This is a genomic window from Methylobacter sp. S3L5C (assembly GCF_022788635.1).
Classification (GTDB): Bacteria; Pseudomonadota; Gammaproteobacteria; order Methylococcales; family Methylomonadaceae; genus Methylobacter_C.
Genome location: NZ_CP076024.1, coordinates 1,082,773 through 1,104,595, shown reverse-complemented (window position 1 = coordinate 1,104,595; position 21,823 = coordinate 1,082,773). Strand labels below are relative to the sequence as shown.

The 21,823-nt window shown below is 41.7% G+C and carries 20 protein-coding genes; 5 read left to right on the top strand and 15 right to left on the bottom strand.

All coding sequences use genetic code 11. The annotated features are described in order from the left end of the window. Positions 1-54: 54 nt before the first annotated feature. Complete coding sequence (ilvA, locus tag KKZ03_RS05095; protein ID WP_243220465.1) at positions 55-1,578, bottom strand: threonine ammonia-lyase, biosynthetic; 1,524 nt, start codon at positions 1,576-1,578, stop codon at positions 55-57. A gap of 77 nt (positions 1,579-1,655) precedes the next feature. Here ilvA and rpiA point away from each other — a divergent pair, with 77 nt between their 5' ends. After that, the gene (gene rpiA / locus KKZ03_RS05090; RefSeq protein ID WP_243220464.1) at positions 1,656-2,309 is read left to right on the top strand and encodes a ribose-5-phosphate isomerase RpiA; all 654 of its coding nucleotides are present in this window, start codon (positions 1,656-1,658) and stop codon (positions 2,307-2,309) included. A gap of 58 nt (positions 2,310-2,367) precedes the next feature. Here rpiA and gspD read toward each other — a convergent pair whose 3' ends face one another. From gspD to KKZ03_RS05020, 14 genes are all read right to left on the bottom strand, one after another. Next, positions 2,368-4,653 carry a type II secretion system secretin GspD gene (gene gspD / locus KKZ03_RS05085; RefSeq protein ID WP_243220463.1) on the bottom strand — a complete coding sequence of 762 codons (2,286 nt, stop codon included), beginning with the start codon at positions 4,651-4,653 and terminating at the stop codon, positions 2,368-2,370. Then, the gene (locus KKZ03_RS05080; RefSeq protein ID WP_243220462.1) at positions 4,646-5,242 is read right to left on the bottom strand and encodes a hypothetical protein; all 597 of its coding nucleotides are present in this window, start codon (positions 5,240-5,242) and stop codon (positions 4,646-4,648) included. Before KKZ03_RS05080 ends, gspD begins: the two co-directional genes overlap by 8 nt. After that, on the bottom strand, positions 5,235-5,843 hold the full coding sequence (gene gspM, locus KKZ03_RS05075; protein ID WP_243220461.1) for a type II secretion system protein GspM: 609 nt from the start codon (positions 5,841-5,843) through the stop codon (positions 5,235-5,237). Before gspM ends, KKZ03_RS05080 begins: the two co-directional genes overlap by 8 nt. Continuing rightward, positions 5,836-6,942: a PilN domain-containing protein gene (locus KKZ03_RS05070; RefSeq protein ID WP_243220460.1), complete on the bottom strand. Its 1,107-nt coding sequence runs from the start codon at positions 6,940-6,942 to the stop codon at positions 5,836-5,838. The genes gspM and KKZ03_RS05070 overlap by 8 nt, the downstream gene beginning before the upstream one ends. Then, the gene (locus tag KKZ03_RS05065; RefSeq protein WP_243220459.1) at positions 6,917-7,879 is read right to left on the bottom strand and encodes a general secretion pathway protein GspK; all 963 of its coding nucleotides are present in this window, start codon (positions 7,877-7,879) and stop codon (positions 6,917-6,919) included. Before KKZ03_RS05065 ends, KKZ03_RS05070 begins: the two co-directional genes overlap by 26 nt. Then, complete coding sequence (locus KKZ03_RS05060) at positions 7,876-8,589, bottom strand: prepilin-type N-terminal cleavage/methylation domain-containing protein (protein WP_243220458.1); 714 nt, start codon at positions 8,587-8,589, stop codon at positions 7,876-7,878. The genes KKZ03_RS05065 and KKZ03_RS05060 overlap by 4 nt, the downstream gene beginning before the upstream one ends. Further along, positions 8,586-8,999 carry a prepilin-type N-terminal cleavage/methylation domain-containing protein gene (locus tag KKZ03_RS05055; RefSeq protein WP_243220457.1) on the bottom strand — a complete coding sequence of 138 codons (414 nt, stop codon included), beginning with the start codon at positions 8,997-8,999 and terminating at the stop codon, positions 8,586-8,588. Before KKZ03_RS05055 ends, KKZ03_RS05060 begins: the two co-directional genes overlap by 4 nt. Next, positions 8,977-9,513, bottom strand: coding sequence for a GspH/FimT family pseudopilin (locus KKZ03_RS05050; protein ID WP_243220456.1), 537 nt, complete (start codon positions 9,511-9,513; stop codon positions 8,977-8,979). Before KKZ03_RS05050 ends, KKZ03_RS05055 begins: the two co-directional genes overlap by 23 nt. Continuing rightward, positions 9,504-9,932 (bottom strand): type II secretion system major pseudopilin GspG, encoded by a 429-nt coding sequence (gene gspG / locus KKZ03_RS05045; protein ID WP_243220455.1) that lies wholly within the window; start codon positions 9,930-9,932, stop codon positions 9,504-9,506. The genes KKZ03_RS05050 and gspG overlap by 10 nt, the downstream gene beginning before the upstream one ends. A gap of 14 nt (positions 9,933-9,946) precedes the next feature. Further along, positions 9,947-11,164 carry a type II secretion system F family protein gene (locus tag KKZ03_RS05040; protein ID WP_243220454.1) on the bottom strand — a complete coding sequence of 406 codons (1,218 nt, stop codon included), beginning with the start codon at positions 11,162-11,164 and terminating at the stop codon, positions 9,947-9,949. A gap of 1 nt (position 11,165) precedes the next feature. After that, positions 11,166-12,851: a type II secretion system ATPase GspE gene (gspE, locus tag KKZ03_RS05035; protein WP_243220453.1), complete on the bottom strand. Its 1,686-nt coding sequence runs from the start codon at positions 12,849-12,851 to the stop codon at positions 11,166-11,168. Positions 12,852-13,089: 238 nt separating this feature from the next. Then, positions 13,090-16,704 (bottom strand): DUF748 domain-containing protein, encoded by a 3,615-nt coding sequence (locus tag KKZ03_RS05030; protein WP_243220452.1) that lies wholly within the window; start codon positions 16,702-16,704, stop codon positions 13,090-13,092. Between the two features lie 100 nt (positions 16,705-16,804). Further along, positions 16,805-18,097 carry an ammonium transporter gene (locus KKZ03_RS05025; RefSeq protein ID WP_243220451.1) on the bottom strand — a complete coding sequence of 431 codons (1,293 nt, stop codon included), beginning with the start codon at positions 18,095-18,097 and terminating at the stop codon, positions 16,805-16,807. Between the two features lie 4 nt (positions 18,098-18,101). After that, complete coding sequence (locus tag KKZ03_RS05020; RefSeq protein WP_243220450.1) at positions 18,102-18,440, bottom strand: P-II family nitrogen regulator; 339 nt, start codon at positions 18,438-18,440, stop codon at positions 18,102-18,104. A 315-nt stretch (positions 18,441-18,755) separates the two neighbouring features. Here KKZ03_RS05020 and KKZ03_RS05015 point away from each other — a divergent pair, with 315 nt between their 5' ends. The 4 genes from KKZ03_RS05015 (at position 18,756) to KKZ03_RS05000 (ending at position 21,729) form a co-directional block, all read left to right on the top strand. Further along, a complete protein-coding gene (locus KKZ03_RS05015; protein ID WP_243220449.1) occupies positions 18,756-19,160 on the top strand; it encodes a hypothetical protein in 405 nt (134 codons plus the stop codon). A gap of 1,034 nt (positions 19,161-20,194) precedes the next feature. Continuing rightward, a complete protein-coding gene (locus tag KKZ03_RS05010) occupies positions 20,195-20,485 on the top strand; it encodes an ankyrin repeat domain-containing protein (protein ID WP_243220448.1) in 291 nt (96 codons plus the stop codon). Between the two features lies 1 nt (position 20,486). Further along, entirely contained in the window at positions 20,487-21,137 is a 651-nt protein-coding gene (cysC, locus tag KKZ03_RS05005) for an adenylyl-sulfate kinase (protein ID WP_243220447.1), read from the top strand. 136 nt (positions 21,138-21,273) lie between these two features. Beyond that, positions 21,274-21,729 carry an ankyrin repeat domain-containing protein gene (locus KKZ03_RS05000; RefSeq protein WP_243220446.1) on the top strand — a complete coding sequence of 152 codons (456 nt, stop codon included), beginning with the start codon at positions 21,274-21,276 and terminating at the stop codon, positions 21,727-21,729. Positions 21,730-21,823: the final 94 nt, after the last annotated feature.

The following is a 21,823-nucleotide window of genomic DNA, read 5'->3' as shown; positions in this document are numbered from 1 at the left end:
TCGTTGTAAATAAATAATAATTCTGCGCTAGTTGGATTTATTAATTCATGGATATTACTTTATGCCGCCGAAAAATAATTGATAAGCCGGGTTTTCTGTTTCATCGCTGTAGGTGAAATCCAGTTCATCAAGGCAATGTTGAAAGGCTTGTTGTTCTGCATGGCTTGTTTGTATACCCATTAACACTTTGCCAAAAGCCGCGCCATGATTGCGATAATGGAACAAACTGATATTCCAGCGTCCACCAAGCTGGGTTAAAAATTTTAATAAAGCATCAGGTCGTTCAGAAAACTGGATGCTATAGACCAGTTCGTTAAGTTCAGGGGGGGCGTGTCCACCTACCATATAACGGCTATGTTCCTTGGCCAGTTCATTGGCCGTCATGTCGGTGACTTGAAAGCCTTGTTGCTGTAATTGCCCGATGACGGTCGCACGATCTGATTCAAGGCCACTGCTGGAAATGCCGACAAAAATCCGCGCCATGCTAGCGTCAAAATAGCGGTAATTGAATTCGGTAATACTGCGACCACCTAATAATTTACAAAATGCCAAGAAACTGCCCGGAACTTCAGGAATACTGACTGCCAGCAAAATTTCCCGGTGTTCGCCGACTTGCGCTCGTTCGGCTACATAGCGTAAACGGTCAAAGTTGATATTGGCGCCACTGTCGATAGCAATCAAGTTTTGTCCGGTTAGTTGTTCGCGCTCAATATATTTCTTTAAGCCTGCGATAGCCAGCGCACCGGCAGGTTCTGCTATCGAACGGGTGTCATCAAAAATATCTTTAATGGCGGCACATATTTCATCGGTATTAACGGTAATGACTTCATCAACAAAGCTTTGCGCCAGTCGAAAAGGTTCTGCACCCACTTGTTTAACGGCGACGCCATCGGCAAATAAGCCAACCTGATCAATAATGACGCGGCTGTTGGCTTTTAAGGCACGATTGAGACAATCGGCATCATACGGCTCAACACCAATGATTTTTATATCGGGACGTACAAACTTTACATAGACGGCAATACCGGCGATTAATCCACCCCCACCAACCGGTACAAAAATAGCGTGTAAATCACCGGGATGTTGCCTTAGTATTTCCATTGCAACGGTACCTTGCCCGGCAATAATATCCGGATCATCAAAGGGATGAATAAACACCATCCCGTTTTGTGTCGACAATTCCAGTGCATAGGTATAGGTTTCGCTGTACGAATCACCGAATAAAATGATGTCGGCACCCATTGCCATAACAGATTTTATCTTGATTTCCGGCGTTGTGGTCGGCATTACGATCAGGGCTTTAATCGCCAGTTTTTTTGCAGCCAATGCCACGCCTTGAGCATGATTTCCGGCAGAAGCGGCAATTACACCTTTAGCTCTGGAAGCCTCATCCAGCATGGATATTTTGTTATAAGCACCACGTAATTTAAACGAAAATACCGATTGTAAATCTTCCCGTTTTAAAAAAATGCGGTTTACTAGGCGCTCTGACAGTGAAGGGGCAAAATCCAGAGGTGTTTCTATGGCAACATCGTAAACTTTGGCGCGTAAGATTTTTTCTATGTAGTTTGGGGGCATTTATTAAAAAATCGGCTGAAGAATATCTGGTTCTGCGGTATTATCGCACACCATTTACTTTATTACGGAAGCGCACCATGACCCAAGACGAATTAAAACAAAAAGTGGCTCAAGCTGCTTTGCATTACATTAAAGATGTTGCCATTATCGGTGTAGGTACAGGCTCTACAGTAAAACATTTCATCGATTTTTTGGCCGATTTTAGAGCCGATATTGAGGGTGCCGTCTCCAGTTCTGAAGTCAGTACTGCACAATTAAAAAAAGTCGGTATTCCGGTATTTGACTTGAATGCAGTCGGTACGCTGGATGTTTATATTGATGGCGCTGATGAAGTGAGTCCTCACAAGCATTTGATTAAAGGTGGCGGTGGCGCTTTAACCCGTGAAAAAATTATTGCCGCAGCCAGCAAGCAGTTTATTTGTATTGTCGACGAAACTAAATGCGTTGATGTGTTGGGTGCATTTTCCTTACCGGTTGAAGTGATTCCCATGGCAAGAAGTTATGTTGCCAGAGAGTTGGTTAAATTGGGTGGCCAACCCGTATGGCGGGAAAATTTTATTACCGACAACCACAACGTTATTCTTGATGTTCATAATCTGACTATTTTAGATCCAATCAAGCTGGAACAGATCATCAACAATATTACCGGCGTTGTTACCAACGGTCTTTTTGCGCTGCGCCCTGCTGATGTCGTGTTAATCGGCAAAGGCAATGAAGTTATTACGCAGTAATTAGTTTTGACGTGTGACGGGCAATGCTTATTTGCCCATCACACGGCTACCTGAGTAATTAATGAAAGATTTTTTGTGGTTCACCTAAGGTTGTCGGATCTTGCGATACTTCTTCCTGATAAATCCCGGTTAATTTACGTTTAAATTCATTAGAGATCATCCGGGAGTCTTGCTTGCTTTTTACTACTCTTGGCGTAATCAAGATAACCAACTCTGTTTTGACATCGGATTTTTTTGTACCGCCAAATAATGAGCCTATTACCGGCAAGTTATATAAAAAAGGCACCCCGTTTTTATTGTCGCTAACATCATCAGAAATTAAGCCACCTAATACTATCGTTTCGCCATCATGAACCGCCACGGAACTGTCGATTTCTTTTTTATTGATGGTGGGTGAACTGGCTTGAGTGGACGTTGGATCGGTAACTGGCACGACACTACTAACAACTTGTTTAAGTTTCATAATAACCAGGCCGTTTGCATTGACTCTGGGGGTTACATCCAGCGTAACACCGGTATCTTTATACTGAATTGAATTGGATTGCGCAATACTCGCACCGGTAGAACCTCCAGCAATAGGAACCTGTGTGCTGCCGGTTGATATGGGTACTTGATCGCCCACATTTATTTTTGCTTTCTGATTATTTAACACCATTAATGAGGGAGAAGAAATTACATTGATATTATCTAAACTGGCTTCTGCCCTTAAAAGCGCCTTCACCGAGCCCGCATTATAAAAAGTGCTAAGCCCACTGGTTGCAACTGCCGCAGCAGACGCCCCTGCCAGTCCTACTGCACTGTTGATGAGGGTCTGGCTATTTCCCTGAGATAAATACCAGGAAATGCCATATTCCAATTTATTGGTCAATTTAACCTGTACTACTGTCGCATCAATCAAGACTTGCAATGGCATCACATCTAACTGGTTAATAACGGGCAATATGATTTCGTAGTCCTGTGCAGTAGCAACAATAATGATTGAATTATTGGGTTCATCAGCAATTATTTTTACCTTGCCGACGTTGGATACTTTAATATCTCCAGCCCCGCCACCGCTTGCCGATGATTTATCATTAGACCCGCCTAAGGCGAAGGCTCCTAAATTATCGGATGGTGCATTATCTGCCGTTAATTTTTCATCAAGCTCATTCAAGGCGAAGGTTCCCAGATTGCTGGACATCGAACTACCGGAACTGGAGGAGCTACTGCCTGTATTGGTCGGATCCCGATTAGACATGGTCGAGGCTGTTTCCCCAGGCGCAACCTTGGCAGATTTGGTTTTTTTTGCCTCACCAGTGAAAATTGCATTTAAGGTATCTGATAATTCTTCCGCATCGACATGCTGGACTTTATAGACATTAACACCACCGCCACTCGCTGTATTGGCTTTATCCAGCCTGAATATCCAGCTTTCAATATCATTGAGATAGTGTGCCTGATGAGTAACTGCTAAAACGGCATTTAAGCGCTCTATCGGTATAAACTGAAAGAAGGTCGACTCTCCTGATTTACCCTCTTTACTTTTTTGATAAAAAACACTTTCCAGTTCTTCAATGATGGTGTCAGGATCAACATGGGCCAAGGTGAATAACCCAAATGAACGCCCCTTTAACACATCAATATCAAAAGTGCTGACCAGATCCATTACCCTGGCCATTTCATCGGCCGTCCCGGAAGCCACCAGAATATTGCGGGGGCCATCAACATTCAATATGGTTTTTTCATGTACCAGAGGTTTCATGATATCGGCAATATCCTGAACCGCTACATTTCTTACCGGTATAACCCGGGTTTGATAGCCCGAACGGCTATTTAGATCAGAAATAAATAAAGCTTCTGTGGCCGGTTCAATATGATAAATTTTGCTATCTTTAACCAAGGCAGCATTATTCATCCGCAGAACCATTTCCAGGGTAGGTAGCAATTCTTCTTTAGTTAAGGGCTCAGTGGTTTGCAAGGTGACTTTGCCCGCAACCTTCGGGCTTAATACATAATTTTGTCCAAGTATATCGCCCAGAATAACTTTTGCTACTTCACCAAGGTCCGCTTCGTCAAAATTTAGACTGTAAGAGCCTGTGCCTGTTGTACTGGTTTTTCTGTTTTGTTGCGGAGTGGTGGATACAAAATTATCTGTCCCCGGATACAGTTCGCTGGTTAATTTGGCTGATGCACTAGCGGGTGGTTTGTTTTGCAATTGGTGAAAAACGACACCCGGCTGCTCTTTTTTTACCGGATTTAACGGTAGTTTGGCGACTTGTTTAGGGCCTAATAACTCACAGCTGGCCAGCGATAAACCCATAACCAGAAAGCAGGATGCTGTTGTTATTTTGTTAAAATTATTCATTTGTATTCTCAAGTTCGCCTTCTGCGGGCTGTGGTTGACTATCTTCTGGTTGAGTAGCATTGGGTTGATTGGGTTTTTTGGATAAATCTTTTAACTTTGGTTTTCTGAGCAATAATTCTTTCTGCTCATTACCTTGATTAAGTATGACTTTGTCCGAGTGGATTTCTGTCAGCCTCCAACCATCAAGATCACCGCCGATGAGAACCCTTCGATGATTATCTTTGGCAACTTTGGATTTAGAGCGACTGAACAGAGCAGACAGGCCTTTTTTTGTTGTATAAATTCCGTTAACTTGCCAATCAAAGATATTGGCTACAGCCATATTTTGGATTTCTTCAGGACTGGGCTCGTCTATGGGTTTTCTGCCTTTAATAAATAAGGGTCTGGCAATCAGATCAGCATAACTTTCCTCGGACTGCCTGGTAAGCTCTATGTTAGGCATTTCATCGCTGGCTATTTTTATTTCTGTTGGATTTGATGACGTCAGGATCTGTTTTTGTGACTGCTCGGCATAGAGCCACTCAACGATAATAAGGAAGATACACAAGAGACAAAAAGAGGTCAAAATAAACATCAATTTATTATTCATTGGATTGTTTTCTCATAAAACTAACCGCTTGAAAATTAACATTTAATTCGTTACTGGACTCGATTTGGCGGGTTATTCGGTTTCTGATGCCACGCATGGGTCTTATATCTATTTGGTCAATAATAATCAATGGTGTGGAGGTTTCTATCTTGTAAAGTACGGCCCGCAATACTTCACTATTACCGGTCATTCTTACTCTGACGGTTATTCGATTAAACTTGTCTTTATTGTTTGCGGGAAGTGCCTGAGTACTGCTTAATTGCCCGCCTGCATCGACAATTGCTTTTTTTATAAATTCCTGCATCTCGGCGGACGCTAAAGCATCCGTTGTTTGGCTGTTAAAATAACCTTGATTTTCTTGTTGCTGTTTTATGTTAATTACACTGGCAATAACCGCCTCTTTTTTTGCTAAAATACGCTCATATTGCTGCAGTCTGAAAATAAGGTTGTTTTTAGCTTCATGTAGCTCCATTTCCTTGCTAAATACAGGTACAACAATAACTAATATAGTAATCACTACTATGGTGATTAATAAACCTACGGCAATCCAGCGTTGTTGACGTTCAGGTGTAAATAGAGTGGCTTTTTCGTTTTTACTCACGGCTAATGTCTCCTGGATTGGCAACATCAACAGTAATCTGAAACCGCTCAAGTTTACTGATTTTATCTTGAGTCACTGGCGAAGCAAATCGGGCATTAACAAATAATTCAGATGCTTCAAGAACGGCAATGAGTGCTGAAGCCTCGGGTGATTCTCCTTGTATTTGCAAATGTCCGTCTGAGTATTGTGCATAGCTTAACCAGGTATCATCTTTAATCAGTGAGCTTAATGTATTTAATATAACAATTACTTCAGGCGTCGCATTTTTTTCTTTAATTAACTGACGGGTTTCGTCTATTACCGCATCAATTTCTGATTGTAATGTTTTAACTTTTTTGGCTTCTTTTTCCAGGGAATCTGCTGTTACCTGTAATTCATTAACGGTTTGATATTCAAACCATACCGGCACCACTATAACAGCCATCAGTAACAAGCAGGTCAAGGTTATCAGAGCCCAGTGAATCAATTGCGGTAACTGTGCCGTTTTTTGCCCCAGCTTCTCCGGTAAAAGATTGTAAGCGAGATCCAGTTCATCAAGATTATTTGCACAACCCTGATAATCGGCAAGTAGCGGCGATAAACCCAGGGCTTTCACATCCTTATAGAGGCCATCAAGAACTTCTCTGGTTGTTAATATTAGCAGAATCTTGAGTTGTCCTGGCTCGTTCATACCAGGCAGCAGTTTAACAGCAAAATAAACCTGTTCTGCCTTAAACGGCGTATAGCGATCAAGCTCGTAAGCAACAACTTGATTAATATTTTCTTTTGCTGCAGCCGGAAAACTAAGTTCTTTTTGGATTGCATTGTGATCCGTTAACCTGATTATTACCTTGGCCTTGGCCAAGCGTTCATCTTTTTCACAAAGATTTTGAAATGTCAGATCTCTGGCACCTCTTTCCGGTAACTCCAGTGCTGTAGTTTGCCCGTTATTTATATAGGTCAGCTTTAAATCACGGCCATCAAGAGAGGCGATGATGAAGCCTTGTTGGCCGTTAAAAAACTGCCTTATTTTTTCAGGGACTAAAAAGCCAAGTTCTCGCTTCCACCAGCGAAATAACTGCTTAAAATTCAGATTAATTGTTGAGTTCAGGTTCAGCATACTGTTTCACTAATAATTCACTCATCGCATCGGTAAATAATGATGTGCTATTTACCGTTGCATGCTGCGATTTAAATACCTCAAACGGAGTTGGGGTCGTTTGGGTGTCTCCGGATTTTTTTTTAATTACCACTGTTACCGAGGCTCTTGATTCATCATCCATAATTGATTCTGAAACAATGGTAAGCATATTGTTTTGCCCGGTAGGATTTATTCCTGAACTTGATGGAGATGGAGGAGCAGGCAGGTTATTTATCGCGCTTTGAAGTCTGGCAGTAACATAGGAATCTACCAAGCCTTGATCTAAATCTGGCATTACCAACAAAACTTCTTTAGTAGCAACTTGCAGGTTGACTTGTGGCTGACCGGAATAAATAGTGATTAACGGCTCAAGCCATAAAAATAAAGATTTATTCATGCCCAAGACCAGCTGTAATTCTTCAATGGACTGAAAAGGCTTGTTTCCCGGTTGATAGTTTAAGCCGGCATCTTTATATTCCTGTTTTTCGGCACCATCTATATGCACCAGATCATCTTCATCACGCCAGTCAAGAATGGCACTGACCATCTTGGTTTGCTGTTCTTCATCTATTGGAGCGTTGATCATCAGGTTATTTAATAATTTTTCATCCACTTTATTAATGTCTATTTTACCTGCTTCAGATGACAGTCGTACCCGGATTGTGGCATCCGCAGTACTTATTTCATAAATACTGCCGTCCGCCCGCCAGCCTTTAACAGGGTCAGTATTTAGTAACATCATTTCGGCCATTGCAATCCCTGACTCTGCAACAGCGCTGGCTTGAGCATTATTTTTAATGCCCGCAACAATCGCTGATTCCCTGCGCATACTGAGAGCAAAACTTCCTGCCATTATGGTTAATAAACTTAATATCCACAGTACCAAAACCAGTGCCATACCTTTTTGCGGCGTCATTGAAAAGACTCGGGTTGATTTATATCTGCTGTACTTTCTGTGCCAAGGTTTGCGTTGTCAGTTGTTCCGGTGACCTTAAGATCAATAATCATCGCCGGCCAGTATATGCCATTGTCCAGTTTGATGTTGATTTTAACCAGACGAGGCAGTGCTTCTTTGTTCAGCCATTCATCCGCCCAGGTACCTTCACTGATCTCATTCGCTGAACTAAAATAAGACAGCGTAAAATCACTGACGTGCTTTAATAGCGTAACCTCTTCCTTTTGTAATTTTGCGCCCTCAGCGATCCTGATAAACGGAACGATTGTCACGTTGATCACCTGCTCATTATTTTCTTCCGACAGGTTTAAGGAAAACATCTGCAAACCGGATCTACCTGCACTGGCAGGGAAAGCCGATACAAATTGCAAGGATTGACTACTGCCTTGAAAAGAAAAAGATTTCTCTTCTTCAGCGGGCAGATCCTTCCATAACGGCTTTGCTATCGACAAATCGCGTTGAAAAAAATTATAAACAACGGCCATTTCATTAACATCGGTTATTTTGCTTTCACCTCTCTCCCAGCTGTCAGCACAAATTTTTAAACTGGTGAACAATAACACCATCATAATGCTTAACAGCGTCATGGCGATGAGTACTTCAATCAAGGTAAATCCGCGCAGGTGTGAATGGTCAAAAGAACCGGCAGTTGTTACCTTATTTATTCTCATAAGGTTTTATTGATTAATTTTAAAGTGGTTAACTTAATCTGCCGGTCGTTGGCATTACCATTACCCCAGTTTACGATGACTTTAACTTTAAAAAGGACTGCTGTTTGCGTTGCATTATCAACATTCTCAGGATTAAATTCAAACGGACTGATTTCAATCAGCCAATGATATTTTTCATTTTCCAGTCCTGAATTCTGGCCTGCCACCAAGGGGGTTTCGACACCTGTTGTAACCATTAAGCTTTCAGCAATTTGAACCGCTGCCGTATAGTCTTCTGCAACGACAGCAGTATTAACGCCGTCAGAAAATATCTTTAACAATATGGTTAATGAAACCGCGAGAATGGAAAAAGCAATCAGCATTTCCAGTAAAGAAAAACCTTGCTGTTTATTTAATGGTATCGGTATCATTAAGTTCAATTTGTCCGGTTAACCAGTTTATATCGATTTGCCAGGCAGCGTGACCGCGAGAGAGAGTAACTCTGCCGCCTGTTGATGAGCCATCGGCAAAAAAACGAATGTTGCCAAGGCCTTCATCGTTATTTAACTCGCTTTGCGCAGTGACCAAGGTGATCTTAATGGTTTTAGGGATAGCATAATCCTTGTCTCGACTACTTACGGTATAGCTGTTTTCGACAAGATTAAGTGTAAGCGTTGTTTCCTGATGAGAAATTAAAGCCTGTCCCCTCGCATAACGCAGGGCAGAAACTATATCTCTGGCAGCAACTTTAAGTTCTGCTGAGTCATTTCCCGACGAAAGATTAATGCCGATAGCGGAAAATCCTAATACGACAATAAACAGAACAACGATCAACTCAAGTAAAGTAAAACCTTTATTCCAGTGTGGAGGCGACGGCGCAAGGTGTAAGTGATGCGGTTTTTTTACCTTGAGTCTTACACCTTGAGCCTTATGCATTACTGCCAACCAAGAATATCCTGATCTTCGCCTTCGCCGCCTTCTTTAGCATCTCCACCCAGAGTGAACAAGTCAAACTTACCGTGCTCGCCGGGTGAGACATAGTGGTATTCTTGTTGCCATGGATCCAGTGGTATTTTTGACTTGCGCAAGTAAGGTCCATTCCAACGCTTTGCACTATCAGGTGATTCAATTAATGCTTTTAAACCTTCTTCGGTCGTTGGATAAGTACCTAAATCCAGCTTATACATATCAAGGGTAGCAGCCAGGTCTTCAATCTGTACTCTGGCCGCTTTGGTTTTGGATTCGCCCATATGCTTCATTACTTGTGGGCCGACAATTCCCGCCAGCATGGCAATAATACCAAGTACGACCAGTAACTCGAGTAAGGTAAAACCTGTTTGTGGATGATTTTTAATATGTTTCATAGTTATTATTTCCGTTAAGTGGCCAAATCATTAACACTTAAGATAGCCAATAAAATCGAGACGATGATACCTGCTATCATTAATCCCAAGCTAATTATTAACGCTGGCTCAAGAAAAGCCAGCATTCGTTGTATAGCTACTCTTAGTTGTTTATCATAAATATTTGCTACCCGAAGTAGCATTTCTTCCAGACGCCCTGTTTCTTCGCCCATTTTAATCATTTGCATCGCCATTTTAGGAAATATGCGCTTTTCCAGTAAAGCAGCCGATAAATGTTTGCCTTGTTTTAATTGCTCTTCCGCATCAGCAATGGCAGCAGCCATTACCATATTATCGACGGTTTCCCGAACAATAATCATCGCTGATAATATTGAAACGCCATTACCGAGTAAAGTACCGAGGGTACGACTGATATTGGCAGTTTCTTTATTGGTAATAATAGTGCCTGCCAAAGGTAATTTCAGAAAACGGGCATCCCACGCCTTTTTTGTTACCGGGTCGGCCAGCTGAAATTTCATATAGCTTGAAATAAAAATAATACCCGCCAGTAATGCCCACCAATAGCTTTGTAACCAGTTTGCCAAGCCCACCACAATCTGGGTTGAGACGGGGAGTGCCTTGCCTGCACTTTCAAACATTTCGGTAAATTGGGGTACTACAAAAGTCAGCATTACAAATAAAGAAGCCAAGGACATCACCAGTAATATGGCAGGATAAATTAATGCCGTACTGACTGTATCTTTAAGTTCCTGAGAGCGTTCCAGATACTCGGATAAACGCTTCAATACTTCGTCAAGGCTGCCACCGGCTTCACCGGCGCGAATCATATTCAAATAAAATTTGCTGAAAACACCTGACTGCTGTTCCAGCGAATCAGCGAGTGAGGCACCGGCCTTAACCTTTTCCAAAACCCGGGCGATTATTTTACTCAAGCGAATGTTGTCTTCAGTTAGATCCATTAACACTAGTAAGGATTTATCCAAAGGTAAACCTGACTCCAGTAAGGTTGCCAGCTCTCCGGTCAATAAGGCAATATCTTTTTGTGATAATTTGGAGCGTTTACTGCCTAAGCCCAAACTAAAAAACGATCGACTGTTGGCAGGTGCAATCCGAATCGGAATATAACCTTCAGACTGCAATACTGCAATCACCTGTTGTTCGTCAATGGCATCTTTAATGCCTTCTTCCGTTTCGCCCAGGTTATTAATTGCTTTATAGGTAAATAAAGGCATCTTAAGTTTCCGACGTGACCCGCATAACTTCTTCCAAGGAAGTAATACCTTGTATTACCTTGACCAGACCGTTTTCATAAAGTGTTTGCATACCTTCGGTAATAGCGAGCTTTTGAATAGCGCCAGATTCTTCGTGCATCATAATTAATTTACGTATGGGATCAGTCATTGGCAAAAATTCAATAATGGCTAGTCGTCCCCGGTAGCCTGTAGCTGCACAGGCAGAACAACCGACCGGTTTATATATTACAATATCGCCCTCGGGAGCAAAGCGTTGCAAACGCAGTTCTTTCACCATTTCCGGTGCGGCGATAGCACCTATTTTACAGGCTGGACACAACTTTCTAACCAGACGCTGCGCTAAAATGCCATTGACGGTAGAAGTCAGCAGATACTCTTCCAGACCCATATCAAGCAAGCGGGTTATACCGCCGGCGGCATCATTGGTATGTAAAGTCGATAACACCAAATGTCCGGTAAGAGCTGATTGCACGGCAATTTTTGCAGTTTCCAGGTCACGCATTTCACCAATCATAATAACATCAGGATCTTGCCTAACAATCGAGCGCAGGGCTGAGGCAAAGGTTAAGCCTATTTGTGGCTTTGCCTGAATCTGGTTAACGCCTTCCATTTGATATTCTACTGGATCTTCAACGGTAATGATTTTTCGTTCAGGGGTATTGAGTTGCTTTAATGCCGCATACATTGTGGTTGATTTACCGCTACCGGTAGGGCCGGTAATCAGAATAATGCCATGCGGTTGCGATAATACATCAATGAATTGCTGTAGATGCCGTCCGGCAAAACCCAATGCGGCAAAATCCAGTACGGTGTTTTCTTTATCCAGCAAGCGGATAACCACACTTTCACCGTACATGGTAGGTATGGTCGATACCCGTAAATCGAGCTCTTTACCCAACATTTGCACTTTAATTCGACCATCCTGAGGCAGTCGCCGTTCGGCAATATTCAATTTGGCCATAATCTTGATGCGTGAAATTACTGCTGCGGTTGATTTTACATTGGGTGCATCAATTTCTTGCAAAACCCCATCTACGCGCAGCCTCACTTTTAGGGTTTGTTCAAAAGGCTCTATATGAATATCTGATGCCCTGGTTTCAATGGCTCGCTGCATAATTAAATTAACCATTTTGATAACCGGCGCTTCACTGGCCAAGTCTTTCAAATGTTCTAAATCTTCTTCGCCCAAATCATCAATAGCCAGGTCATCAATCAGTTTATCCATTTTCGACCGGTCTTCACCATATTGAATATCTAGTGCCGCATCAATTTCTGAAAGTAAACCTACTTTGGCAATGACCGATTTTCCAGTCGCCAATCCAAGTGCGTCGATAGTAAACTGGTCTTCGGGGTCCATCATCGCCACAGTAATCTCATCTTCAGTACTGTTTAAACCAATGACATGATAATTCTTTAAAAAACGTAAGGATACCGATTCGATTAACTGCATTTCCTGCGGGTATTGATCCGATGTAATTTTTTCAAAATGACCGGACTCGACAAATGCATCAGCCACATCAAGCTCGGAACATAAACCCAGTTTAACCAGTAACTGCGGTAAGCTTTCTGCTACTGACGTTTTTTTTACCCGCTCAACTTTCTTCAGTTCCGAAGCGGAAAGTTTATTTTTTTCCTGTAACGTTGCTAGTAAAGATTGATAGCTCATTATTATATTTTTTGATTAAAAGTTTCATCAATCAGAAGGACTGTATTGACAGGTGGATAAGGTGATATCCAAAAATTTAATAACCCGGATGGTGCAGGATTTTTGTTTATTTACAAGGCCGAATATAGCCGGGTAGCTGGCTACGTAACTATATTGACAGAGCAGTAAATAAATAAAAAGACCAGCAGGCTGGATATATTATTCGCAGGAAATCACCTGAGTTGTTATTGATAGCTTTTTAATCACCTGCATTCAAGGACAAGGTGACTGAGACCTCTTTATTAATTCTTTCAGGATCAATTGCGGTATCAAGAATATAAACTCTTTCGCGTGCTATCCCACCGTTGATAACGATATAGTTTGCAATAGCTTGTGCCCGGGCTGTGGCAAGATCTTTTAGACGCGCTGGTTCAGGTTTAATAATGGTAAAAAGCTTTTGTTTGGCGATTTTATAAAAATCCCCAGCTTGGGGATTCATCAATTGTGGTGTACCCAAAAATGATTTTTCTGCCAACAAAGGGAATTTTTCAATAAACATCTCTGCCAGCAAACGATTATAGTCATCATCAGAGAGTTTGACATATTGATCGCGTATTTTTCTATCATTATTTTTATTGAGTTCAATTGCCCGTCGTTTTTTAAGTTGTTCATATAATGCGTCTTCTCTAATAATTGGCCAATCCTGATCCTGAAAAGCTGCACCTTTAATATCTAAATTTAAAACCAGACGCTCTTTTAGTACCTTGGATAAGGTGTCCAGTTTTTCTTGTTGTTCATCATTCAATGCTGAATAACCGGGGGTAAAATTAATGGTACTGATATCTTTTTCACTACCCATTAACGAGCCAATGACTCGAAAAGGTGAGGTAACCACTTTACTCAGCGCATTCATTAATGCATCAGTAACAATAGTTCCTATACTAAATTGGGGGTCATCAAGGCTGCCGGTAATGGGTACATCAATTTTTATTCTACCACTCGAATCTTTCAGTAATGCGACAGCCAGTTTAAGTGGTAATGAAACTGCCTTTGGATTTTCAACTTTCTCTCCCAGTTCAAACTGGTCAATCAATATATTGTTGGACGCAGTCAATTTTTTATTGGCAACATGGTATTTTAGTCCGAGCGTCATCTTGCCTTTTTCAACCTTATAGCCTGCAAATTGCACCATATAAGGCGATATCAATGGCATGGGCAAGCCATTAAAATTCATTTCCACTTTATAATCGCCCAGATGAGGACTAATCTTACCGATGATATCTACGGGAGCCAAGTCGTAAGCGCTACCTTTTAAAGCAATTTTAATGATTGATTGTTGTTCTGAGGACAGGTCGGTTGCACCGCCATCCAGATTTTTAATTTGCGCTGCAAAGGGCATAATTAACGAAAGGTCTGCAAAATCCGAAGAGCCGTTCGTTACTTCAATTTTACCTAATTTAAAATAAGGCTTTTTCAAGTCAGATTGTTTGTTCTGCGCTGTTTTGGCGGGGAATTCAGGCTTACTTTTGTTGCTGACAATAATGTCTTTAAAGTTAACGGTTTTGTTTTTTTCGATAGTTACCCTGGCATAAGGCTTATCGATAACAAGTACTGCTGCAGTGTAGCGGTTTGCCAATAAATCAAGATCCATGTCTTTTAAAGTCAAACTTTTCCATTTTACAAAGTCTTTGTGAAGCGTTTGATCACGGGTTAATAAACGGGTAATACCGGTATTGCCGTTAAACTTGGCATCCAGTTTATCCTGCCCTTTTTTTGCGATGGCTATTTTACCGTCAATATTAATATCCCCGTCTATGATATCCAGACGCACCAGTTTGTTGAAATATGGCTGAAAGTTTTCCATGTCGATATTTTTGACATCAAGGTCTAAATTGGCAAACAGTGGTTCAATCACGGTATCGCCTTTAAGTGCTATCTGGCCGGTTTTATTCATGCCTATGCTGAGTTCAACCGGTAATTTTGTACCACTTTGATTACTGTAGTTGCTCAGCTTAAGATTGATAGGTTTAAAGTTTATAAAGGCAGGTTTTTCAAGTGTCTGGTCTTCAAAACGTAGACTAAAATTAGTTAAGGCAATATCGTTAACCTTGATTTTCCAGGTTGCTGTTTTAGGTTTGATGGTATCTGCTATGGTTTCATTAATACTGATTTTGTCGGCGTTAGAGATTCGAAGCAAGGTTTCATAGTTAATAACGCCTTTGGGATTCAACCATGCCTGCAAGTCGGCACCATTGGCTAAAATAGAGTCCAGTGCCAGCGTCTTGTTATCCAAGTTAAAATTGATGCCGTTCAAGGCAAACGCAGGTGCCTTAATTAATGTTTTGTTTTGGTCATTTTCTTTAAGCAGTTGATCGCGAATTAATAAATTGGCTATCTTGGTATTACCGTAAAATTGAACATCCAGTGGCTTTTTTTCTGGTATGGCGACGATGATATTGCCATCTATGGCCAGTTTTCCATCAGCAACCTCCATTTGTACAAATTTATCGGCATAAGCTTCGAAGTTTTTCAGAGCTATATCTTTGGCAGTAATAGCTATTTTTGCATAAAAAGGTTGTATAACGGTATCGCCAGCGAGGTTGATTAAGCCGGTCTTATTTAACCCGGTACTGAGCTGGAAAGGTACTTTTGTACCAGACTCACTACTGTAATTGGTCAGTTTGAAATTAATGGGTTTAAGGTTGATAACGACAGGCTTTTTAGTGCTCCGGTCTTCAAACGCTAGTCCAAAATTAGTCAATTCAACAGCGTTAACCATGACTTTCCAGGGTGTTTCGTTAGGTTGAACGGAGTTGGCCGTGGTTTTATTAGTACTGTTGATAGCGGGGTTGGCAGTCGGGAACAAGCTTTGATAGTTAATGGTACCTTGAGCATTCAACCAGGCCTGAAAGTCACCATCATTGGCTGAAATAGTTTCAATTACACACAGCCGTTTTTCAGAATCTATAGTAATTCCTTGCAAGGAAAAAACCGGTATTTTAATCAGTGACCTGTTCTCGCCTTGCTCCAAAAATTGAAAGTCGCGAAGCTCAACTTTGCCTTTATTAGTGCTAAACTTCAAGCCGTTTTCGGTATAGTTGGCACTATAATCGGTATCAAGCAGCTCGTAGCCTTCCAGATTAAAAGGCATTGTGTCTGGCAAAGCTAACGCCAGGATGGTTTTCAGATTTACCTTATCGAACTTGATATGGCCTTCCGAAGACCATGGTTTTATGTTGGCTGTACCTTTCCAGTCCAACTGACCACCTGATTTGAGCGCCAGCGACAACACCAAAAGGGCTTGCTTATCACCATAAGTCGTCAAATTTTCAATATTTAGATCTATTAAATCAATGTCTTCCATGACCGGTTTGTTAACGCTGGCATCTTCCCATATCAGTTTTCCTTCTGATAGGGATAGTTTTGTAACATTGACAGGGAATGGTTGGCTGTCTTGTGTTTTTTGTTCATCCACTTTGTTGTTAAGCAGATCCTGAAAATTAAAAGCGCCATTTTTTTGCCTGGCAATGTGAACAAAAGGTTTTTTTAGTGCTATTTCATCAAAAACAAGCGCCAACCGGCCTATTGATTGCAGTAGGGAAAGTTTAAAATAAAAACTATCAAATCTGGCAAAAGTCTGGCCATCCTGTTCCTGAAGCTCAAAGCCCTGTAGCTCTATAGCTAATGGGAATGGTTGCACCTGAATTTTTGAAATCAAGGCATTTCGTCCGGTTTCCTGCCAGATAATTTCAGGTATTTTTGATAATAACAGTGGAGGTAAGACATAAATACTGGCCCCGGCATAAAGTATTAAAATACTGCCTACGATGATAAAAGGCTTTTTAATTTTGGCTAATATGCGTCGAGTTTCCATAAGGCCCCAGTATTTTATTGGTGTTACCTGTTATCATTTTTTAAATAAAAAAGCGGCCTCCAAGGCCGCTTTTTCTCCTGAATAATCCAGCCCTTAAGACTTATAAATCAAGATAGCCTGTTTCTTCATGCAGAACGGTGTCAAGCCCTTGTACTTCTTCATCTGCTGTTACTCGCAGACCTATCCATTTATCCAGTAGTTTCAAAATTAGAAAGCTGAACAAGGCACTCCAGGCAGCGGTTACAAAAACAGCTAAAGCTTGAATGCCAACCTGATCCATGATGGAAACACCATCAGCCAAACCGAGTCCACCCAAGCTGCCGGCAGCAAAAACACCGGTCAATAATGATCCGGTAATGCCGCCTACGCCATGAACAGGAAATACGTCCAAGGAGTCATCTATTTTTAAGGTACGCTTTATATATTGGGTCGCATAAAAACATACTAGCCCTGCAGTAATACCCATGACCAAGGCACCCGCCGGGCCAACAAAACCCGATGCCGGGGTAATAGTACCCAATCCTGCCACCATACCGGTAACGATGCCTAAAACACTGGGTTTACCAAAACGCTGCCATTCAATAAACATCCAGGTTAAAGCCCCGGAAGCTGCACCAATATGAGTCACCAGCATGGCCATTCCGGCACGGCCGTCTGCTGTCAAAGCACTGCCGGCATTAAAACCAAACCAACCGACCCACAACATACCTGCGCCCGTAACCACCATGGTCATATTATGTGGTGGCATTGCCGTTGTTGGAAAACCTTTTCTTTTGCCAAGAACCAGAGCCGCGACTAATGCAGCAACACCTGCATTGACATGAATTACAATACCACCGGCAAAATCCATTACGCCCAGATCAGCCAACCAACCTCCGCCCCATATCCAGTGACAGACGGGTAAATAAACAATGATCAGCCATAAGGCACTAAACCAAAGCATAGCCGAAAATTTCATGCGCTCGGCAAAAGCGCCAACAATTAAAGCCGGCGTAATAATGGCAAAAGTCATTTGAAACATAAAATAAACGGATTCAGGTATATCGCCTGTTAATGCAGTCGTGTTTATGTCCGGAAGAAAGACTTTAGAGGTTCCGCCGATAAATTTTTGTAGTTCGCCACCATCAGCAAAAATAAAACTGTAAACACCGGCGAGCCAAAGAATGGAAACCATGCAGGTAATGGTAAAACACTGCATTAATACCGATAAGACGTTTTTACTTCTTACTAATCCGGCATAAAATAATGACAAGCCGGGTATAGTCATAAACAAAACCAGCGCAGTAGAAGTTAAAATCCATGCCGTATTCGCTTGATTTAATTGATTTGCTGATGCTATTTCGGGAAGTAGTAACAAGCCTGAAATTAACTTTTTAGTTGTAGTAATTGCCATCTTTCTAAATCGCATCCTCTCCAGTTTCACCCGTTCTGATACGAATAACTTCTTCCAAATTAGACACAAATATTTTTCCATCACCAATCTTGCCGGTATTGGCTGCCTTAACGATAGTGCTAACCGCTTTTTCTACCATATCATCAGCAACAGCAATTTCCAGTTTAACTTTAGGCAGAAAATCAACAACATATTCGGCGCCCCTATAAAGTTCGGTATGACCTTTTTGGCGGCCAAAGCCTTTAACTTCAGTTGCCGTAACCCCTGCAACCCCTATTTCAGATAAAGCTTCCCTAACATCATCCATTTTGAACGGTTTAATGATAGCTGTAATTAATTTCATCTTATCTCCTGATATTTTTGAGCAAAAAGTTGGCTATTCAGGTTGCAATCATAATGAATTATCAATCAACATACAATTGATAGACTGGCTTAAAGGTCAAAAAGAGCATCAGCATTTGGTAGTTTTCAGTGACCGAGTATCAAAATAGATCGAAGTTGTTGAAAAGTACGGCGCCAGAGAGCGGAGAAACGGTTCTGATTTTTAATGACAGTCTTTCTTTATAAGCATTTGCCTGATTTACGGTGTGAAAAATTTTAAATACACAATCTTTTCTATTGATAGATTGGGGAATTATACTTGTCAGCGTTGTAATGGATGTCTGGTTATGCAACCGCTCAACACTTAATACCCTATAACCCCGTGCAATGGCTGGATATATCTTATGCTGGTGGACAACAAGAGTCCAGAGAGCGCAACTTAAGCAGGGATGAGTTAATAGCACTGTTTGCCGATATGGCGACCGCGAAAGGCTTTGGTCGTGATAACTACCTTACCGTTAAATTATTACTGATTCTATGTGTACGCAAGTCGGAGCTTATTAAAGCATTAAAATCTGACTTTGATCTTGTTGGTGGAACTTGGGAGTTAATAAAAACCAGTTCCAATAATAAGGGAAGGACTATTGTTATACCATTGCCTACACAAGCCGTTGACGCACTTAATGAGCTATTTATCAGGTCAGCAGATAGTGACAGTCTATTGCCAGCCCGGAGCGCGTAGCACAGAAAGTTAACCCATATTAGTGAGGCAACGCTTAACAAGGCCCTTGGTAAAATAAATAATATTGCGCATTTTACTGTCCACGATTTACGGCGAACCGCAAAGACTAAACTACAGGAGCTAGGTATTAATGACGATGCAAGTGAACGTTGTCTTAACCATAAAGCTTCTGGTATTAGTGGAACTTATGGCCGGTATCATTTTTTTGAAGATCGTAAAGAGGCTTTACAGCTTTGGTCAAATTACCTTGATGCCTGCGAAAATAATAATGATTTAAGCCGTAAATTATAATTCTGATTTAAGAAAAATTTTTCTGTGATAAAGGTTGTGTTTGATTGTTCAGAAGTTTATGCGTCGACTGAAAGTCTCGCCGTAGCAAAGTTTAATGGCTGAACTTATCCTGAAATTGTCTGAACTTATGGCTCCTGAATTCAGGTGCTGATCTTTTTCGCCAATATGAGAAAACCAAGTCAAAATTTTTTGTTGGTGTGTTAACGAAAGATTTGCATCCTCAAGTTTACCTATACTGGTTTCAGAATTAAAATGGGCTGCAATTTTTGCTATTTTGCGATTGTTTCTCTTATAAATCGCAGGGGAGACAAGTTTTTTTTTGAGAATTGACTGGGTTCAATCCACATAATTAAGGTTCCAGAATTTTCTGCCATGTATACCATCAATAATTGTTCCTATTTCATTTTCAATAAGATAGCCGTTAGTGACAAGCTCAATCAATTAACGAGCTGTTTACTTAGAAAGTGGCGTTGAGCAGAGTATTGTCAAAAACTACTGTTTATCATTGAACGGTTAGCGCGAGAAAATGACAGCCTGAAAATTAGCCCTCAGAAGCTGAGTGATCAGATTAATCAACTGAAGGGTGACTAGTGAAAACTTTCCTATGTTGTCTGCTTGTCGCAGCTAGATCAAGTGTATCGAAAACAGCTATGGGGAAAAGATTACTATCAATCGTCTACTAAATATTGGTGCTATTTAGTTCCAGAAGAGTATTAAATTTTCCACATATATTTGGACGGTTTATGAATAAACTACAGCTGATCGAAGCCGCGAAAGTAGGTGGCGTTAATTGGGTACAAGCCTTGATTGAATGTGGAGGGAATTTAGAGCAAAAAGACTATTACGGTTGGACGGCATATAACTGGACATCCATTTATGGCGATGCGGAAATTTTCAGAATTTTTCTGGAATCAGGAGCTGATACAGTCAATAGTGGCGGTGGTTTCAGGGTGCCTTATCAAATTGTCGGGGTAGTTAAGTGGGTGACAGCAGTAACTCAAAAAAACATAAAGGGGGTTGCGGATGTCTTCTGAGATGACTACACAGCTACCAGTATCAACCAACGTCGTCTGGCACCGTGCTACCGTTACTCGCGCTAGGCGTGAAGCACAAAATGGTCATCGCGGCGTGATTATATGGTTCACCGGATTATCCGGGTCGGGAAAATCTACGCTGGCTCATGCCGTTGAAGACGAGTTACATCAGCGGGGTTGTCGTACCTTTGTGCTGGATGGCGACAATGTCCGCCATGGCTTGTGTGGCGATCTGGGTTTTTCAGCGAAAGACCGCCAGGAAAATATTCGCCGCATCGGTGAAATGGCAACGATTTTTATGGAGGCAGGCGTCATTGTACTTACCGCCTTTATCTCTCCTTATCGTGCAGACCGTGAGCGCGTACGCAGTATAGTTGAGTGTGGAGACTTCATCGAAATCTATTGCGACACACCTATCGAGATTTGCGAGTTGCGCGATGTGAAAGGCCTTTACAAAAAAGCCAGGGCTGGGCAGTTGGCTGAATTCACTGGCATCACCTCTCCTTACGAAGTACCTAAAAATTGTGAGCTCACCGTGCAAACCGGCCTAGCTGAGTTGGATGTCTGTGTGCACCAAGTTGTCGGTAAAATGATGCAGTACGGCATTATCAACGTTGAAAATTTTAGTCATGAAAGCAGCAAAAAAGTATAAGCGGTATTTATGATCAGCAGATTGAATAGTTAAAGCTCAACTATGAGGAAAATATTACGGTCAATCGTCCTCTAGGTATTGGAGTGAATTAGCTCCGGAATGAGCATAATTTCCCGCCTAATATTTGGAAAGGTTTATGAATGGATTACAACTAATCAAGGCCGCGAAAGCAGGTGATATTAATCGAGTACAAGTCTTAATTGAAGAAGACGTGGATTTGGAACAAAAGTACGATTACGGTTGGACGGCATTGAACTGGGTCGCTGGTAGTGGTGACTCTGCCATTGTCCGGCTTTTGCTAAAAGCCGGAGTCAATGCAGTCAATAGTGGTCGCGATCTCAGAACACCTTATCAAATCGCGCTGGAGTTCGCGCAGGTCGAAGTCGCAACTCTGTTACAGCAGACGAAGCAAAACAGCGGCATTGCATCAGAGAGCTCGGCCCGCCAGTATTGTAAGGCTTATCTTGCCAAAGCGTTCGATCAATTTTCAGGATGGCAAGTGCAGCAAGCATTGTCGGACGATGCCGTGGTCTATTTACATCAGGATTTTAGCGTCACCACGTCGATGTGGTACGGGGAATCAGCAATGTAGGAATAAGTCCATCCATGACCGTCCTGAGCTTGTTGAAGGGCGGTAAGCGAGCAGAAGCTTTTCCGGCCAGTACAAAACTGGAATTCAACAGACG